The sequence below is a fragment of the Methanosaeta sp. UBA458 genome (genome assembly GCF_002496085.1).
GTDB lineage: Archaea > Halobacteriota > Methanosarcinia > Methanotrichales > Methanotrichaceae > Methanothrix > Methanothrix soehngenii.
On sequence record NZ_DAIK01000047.1, the window covers coordinates 981 to 4,934 of the forward strand.

Below are 3,954 nucleotides of genomic sequence, written 5' to 3' on the forward strand. Positions count from 1 at the left end.
TCGCAGTTTCTCCGCTTTGCGGCATGGAAGAAGGGATGGCCAAACCCAGCCGAGGCCGGGCTGTAGCCGATCAGTCGGCAGAGGACGCCTGCAGAGGTATGGGGGGCCAGGCCCACCATCAGCTTTCCGATCAGATCCTGGGGGGTTTGGGCATTATAGAATGGTTCCAGATGATAGAACTTGGCCAGCAGCTCGTCTGTAAACCAGGATACCTTCAGGAGGTATTCGCCCGCATCCCGGGACAGGACGATATCCTGGATCCTCAGCTCGCAGACCTGATCCGGACGGGTTAAAGGATCGCCATGCATATCCACAGTATAGCCCAGGCTCTGCAGAACTTCCGGGCTGGTGCCGATCTCGTCCGGCCGGAAATGGGTGAGGGGCAGATCGGTGAGGTCGTACCTCACTGTGCCGTCCTTGAAGATGTTGATCCCGTGCTTGGCCCGCAGGATTCCCTTCTCCAGGGGCTCAGGGGTCTTGTCCCGTGAGGAGAGGCCTAAAACCCCTTTCAGCGACTCGGGCTCCCTCTCCCCCAGACTCTCCAGCGCCAGGTGGTAGAGCTTTTTGACATCGATCTGCATCTCTGCTACCGCATTGGTCTCCTGGCCGCATTTGGGACATTTCTCTGCCGCGGGGATATTGCATTTGGGGCAGACCCTCTTCTTCTCAGTATGGCTGCCGCACTCGCAATTGAAGGCGAATCCCTCCTTGCCGCAGCTCTTGCACACCCGCCGCTCGATCTGAACATTGATGATCCCGGAGGAGCTGTTGGTGGAGTGCTTTGCCGCCTCCTGAATGGACCGGCCCTTGCCCCCTTCCTCTCCCGCGGGGAAAAGAACATGAGGCGGCGGCCTCATCAGCCTCTTGTCAGACTTCTCGGGCCGGCCCATGCGGGCTCCGATGCGAGTGGGCGCCCGGGCCCGAACCACAATGCCAGTGAATCGGTTGACCCTGGCCAGGATCGAGTCCTCTGCCTGATCGACCCCACCCGGCTCGCCCCCAGCCTCCTCAGCCCTCCTCTTCAATGAACCACCCTCCCAGTCAATTCCCAGACACAGCAGGAAGGGCAGAGGGTCCTCGATTATTATCCTTCCATCTCGGACCTTGTGCAGCACCAGCAGGGTCTCTAAGGACTCCTTGGCCTCCAGAGGTAAAATCAGCCGTCCCGACTCCAGAATGCCTTTTGATGCCGCAACCTCCCGCAATAGGTCGTAATCCTCTATGGAGAGGTCATGCCACAGGTGGGTATGAGCAGGATGAAGGGGAACGCCATATTTTCGGGATAAAATAATGGCCTCTTCGCCATCCATAGACTCACAGCCCGTGGGGTCGCCGCCCGCTTTTAGTAGCTCCGCCGCCCACCACTCAAAGGCATATGAGGCCGGTGCCAAAGGTCGGTTGTTCTCCAAAAACTCCCCATAGCTGATCAGGATCTCTCCCAGATCCAGGATCCTGGATACATGGGCCTTGAGGGCGATCTGGATGGTCTTGGGATCTTTGCAGCTGATAGGCATCCACTCCAGTATATCCTGGTCGGAGTCAAAGCGCACCACATCCCCGTTGAGCAACCGCACTGTGGGCCCCTCAATCGAGCTGACTGGCGCTACCGCCGCTGCCTTGCCAGGCTGCTCCACCTTGATCTGGGTTCCCGCTGCCATGAACTCTCCCAATAAAAGCATGCTGGCCGGATTGATACCTGCAGCAGCAAGCCCGGTGTTCCTCGCCCGGCCATAGCGCAACCTGAATCCCCCCGGTCGGGAGGGATGGGAGAAGACCGGCCTTCCCGCTATAAGGTCGCGGAGGAACTTGGGAGTTGAGTCCCCGCCATCCTTCTTGCCGCTGGCCAGGGAGTCCAGCCACTCCCAGCCGGAGATGCCTAGCTTGCTGACATGCTTTTTGAGCTTGGGCCGCTTCAGGGCTATGCCCTCGGCCGAGACCAGGGCGATACCCCCTCGCACCCGGTTGGTCTCTATTCTGTCCAGGTCCCGGTATCCAGAGACCTCCTCCTCCTCGGTGGGCTCGCCGTCTATGCAAATGGGGCAGTTTCTCACAATGGTTCTGATCTCATCGTCCGAGGGGGAGTACTGCAGGCCTGCCACTCGCTTGTACAGGCCGATCTCCTCCACATAGCGCTCCACCTCCTCCGGGCGCGGCTTCCAGGGGGCGATGCCCACGCTCCTCCTCACATAATCCGCAACGAGAACGGAGAGCGCCTGAGCAGTACCCCCGGCAGACCTTATCGGCCCGGCATAGTAGACCTTCAGATACTCAGTGCCGTCATCGTTCTTTCCCAGGTCCACCCGGGCAATGCCCTCCATGGGGGCGGCGACAACGCCTTCGGTGAGCAGGGCCACCGAGGTGCGGATGGCGCTCTCCACCGACTCGATCTTGCTGGCCCCCGCACCCAGCCGGCCCTCAGCGAAGTCGATACCAATGGCAAGCGCGGCCTCCTCCCGGCTCAATCCTTCCGCTTCGTGATGCCGGATCCTCTCTGCAATTCCCTGGATGCCGATCAGCTTCTCCACCCTCTCCGCCAGGTCCACCGCCAGGGGTATCTCCACATCAGTCGTGGGGTCCAGTCCCCGGCTGCGAGCCATTTTGGCTATGGCCATGGCATCATCCAGGCCATCCTGCAAAAGCTGGAAATAATCTTGGTTGTTCACTCTTCTCTCCACAGATTAAGCCCGGTGATGGAGTCTTTAGATCTTATCAGATCCGGTCCGACAAGCTCCTGAACATACAGCTCTGCGGCAAAGATCCGGCCCGAGGTCAGGTGCCCCGCCCAGACCTTTCCCTTCATGCCGGAGAGGACGGCATGAACATGAGCATATGGCTGGCCGGCCAAAAGGGATATGTTACCGGAGCATGAGGCCAGCTCCACTGGCTCATTGATCTGAATGCCCTGGTAGCTATGAGAGACTTGGTCGTAGTAGCCGATCTCCGCCTGGTCCAGGGCGCCAATCACATTCAAGTGGCCTGCTCGGATATCATTCTCTCTTATGACGCGGGTAATCTGGCCGATTATCTCCGCCCCATGCTCCAGCGTGGCCAAAAGGTGCCGCCCGCCCTCAAATTCCCTGATCAGCAATCTGGATCTCTCCTTCCCGCTATTCTGATGCATCCATGAGCCATTATCTCATTTCACCAATCAGATACAGGAGTCATGGGCTATTGAAGGATGCGCCCGGAATCTACATTTGAATGATACTTCAATGGAGATGGTAATTATTAGCAGTGAGGTCGGATTGGAGTTGCTTTAGATCCCTTTTGAGATGCTTGCCCGCAAATAGCGTTTCGATTCGTGGATTCTGCGATCGAGGCTATCAGAGGACAAACTTTATCATATATTTTATTAGTTAACCCCTTTTTTTCTATTGCATATATGGATTATTGCATATTGTTTTTATCAGAAATCACCAGTGAAATTCGTTATTATTCTTTACATAGTTCTCGAAAAGCAGCATCCCTAAAACATTACAAACTTTTCGATTAATCATTTCCATTGGAAACCTGAATGCAGAAATCCGCTGCAAAAAACCCATTTTATTGATGGAGTCAACCGGTTAAGAGCTTTTCGCCCGAGTTTTAGCGACACCTATTTTTGATCAGAGCCCCAGCATACTCCGATGAATCTTGAGTCTCTGGCAGCTGAGCTGCGCGGATTTGTGGGAGTCACCAGGAAAAAGCAGATTGGTGAGCTGATATCATTCTTTCCTATAGAATCCAAGCAGATCATTGCATCCTTCGGTGAGGATGCGGCAGTGATAGACGACGGCGATGAGGTCATGCTCTTCGCCGCGGACGGCATCTGGTCCAAGCTTATGGACGCCGATCCCGAGTGGTCGGGCTACTGCTCCGTGCTGGTGAATGTGCACGACATCGCCGCTATGGGCGGCTGGCCTGTAGCCATGGTGGACGTCCTATCCGCAGGAGACCCCGAGATATCAAGGAGGG

At 56.6% G+C, this 3,954-nt stretch carries 3 protein-coding genes; 1 reads left to right on the forward strand and 2 read right to left on the reverse strand.

What is annotated here, in order from left to right:
• Both polC and BP822_RS03135 read right to left on the reverse strand, forming a co-directional pair.
• Positions 1 to 2,612 (reverse strand): DNA polymerase II large subunit (gene polC, locus BP822_RS03130; RefSeq protein WP_394339423.1); only part of this gene is annotated, 2,612 nt, incomplete at its 3' end.
• Between the two features lie 47 nt (positions 2,613 to 2,659).
• Positions 2,660 to 3,088: a PPC domain-containing DNA-binding protein gene (locus BP822_RS03135; protein WP_048133158.1), complete on the reverse strand. Its 429-nt coding sequence runs from the start codon at positions 3,086 to 3,088 to the stop codon at positions 2,660 to 2,662.
• Positions 3,089 to 3,626: 538 nt separating this feature from the next.
• On the opposite strand from BP822_RS03135, the gene BP822_RS03140 reads away from it, so the two are divergent.
• On the forward strand, positions 3,627 to 3,954 hold a 328-nt coding region (locus BP822_RS03140), incomplete at its 3' end, for an AIR synthase related protein (protein WP_286877726.1).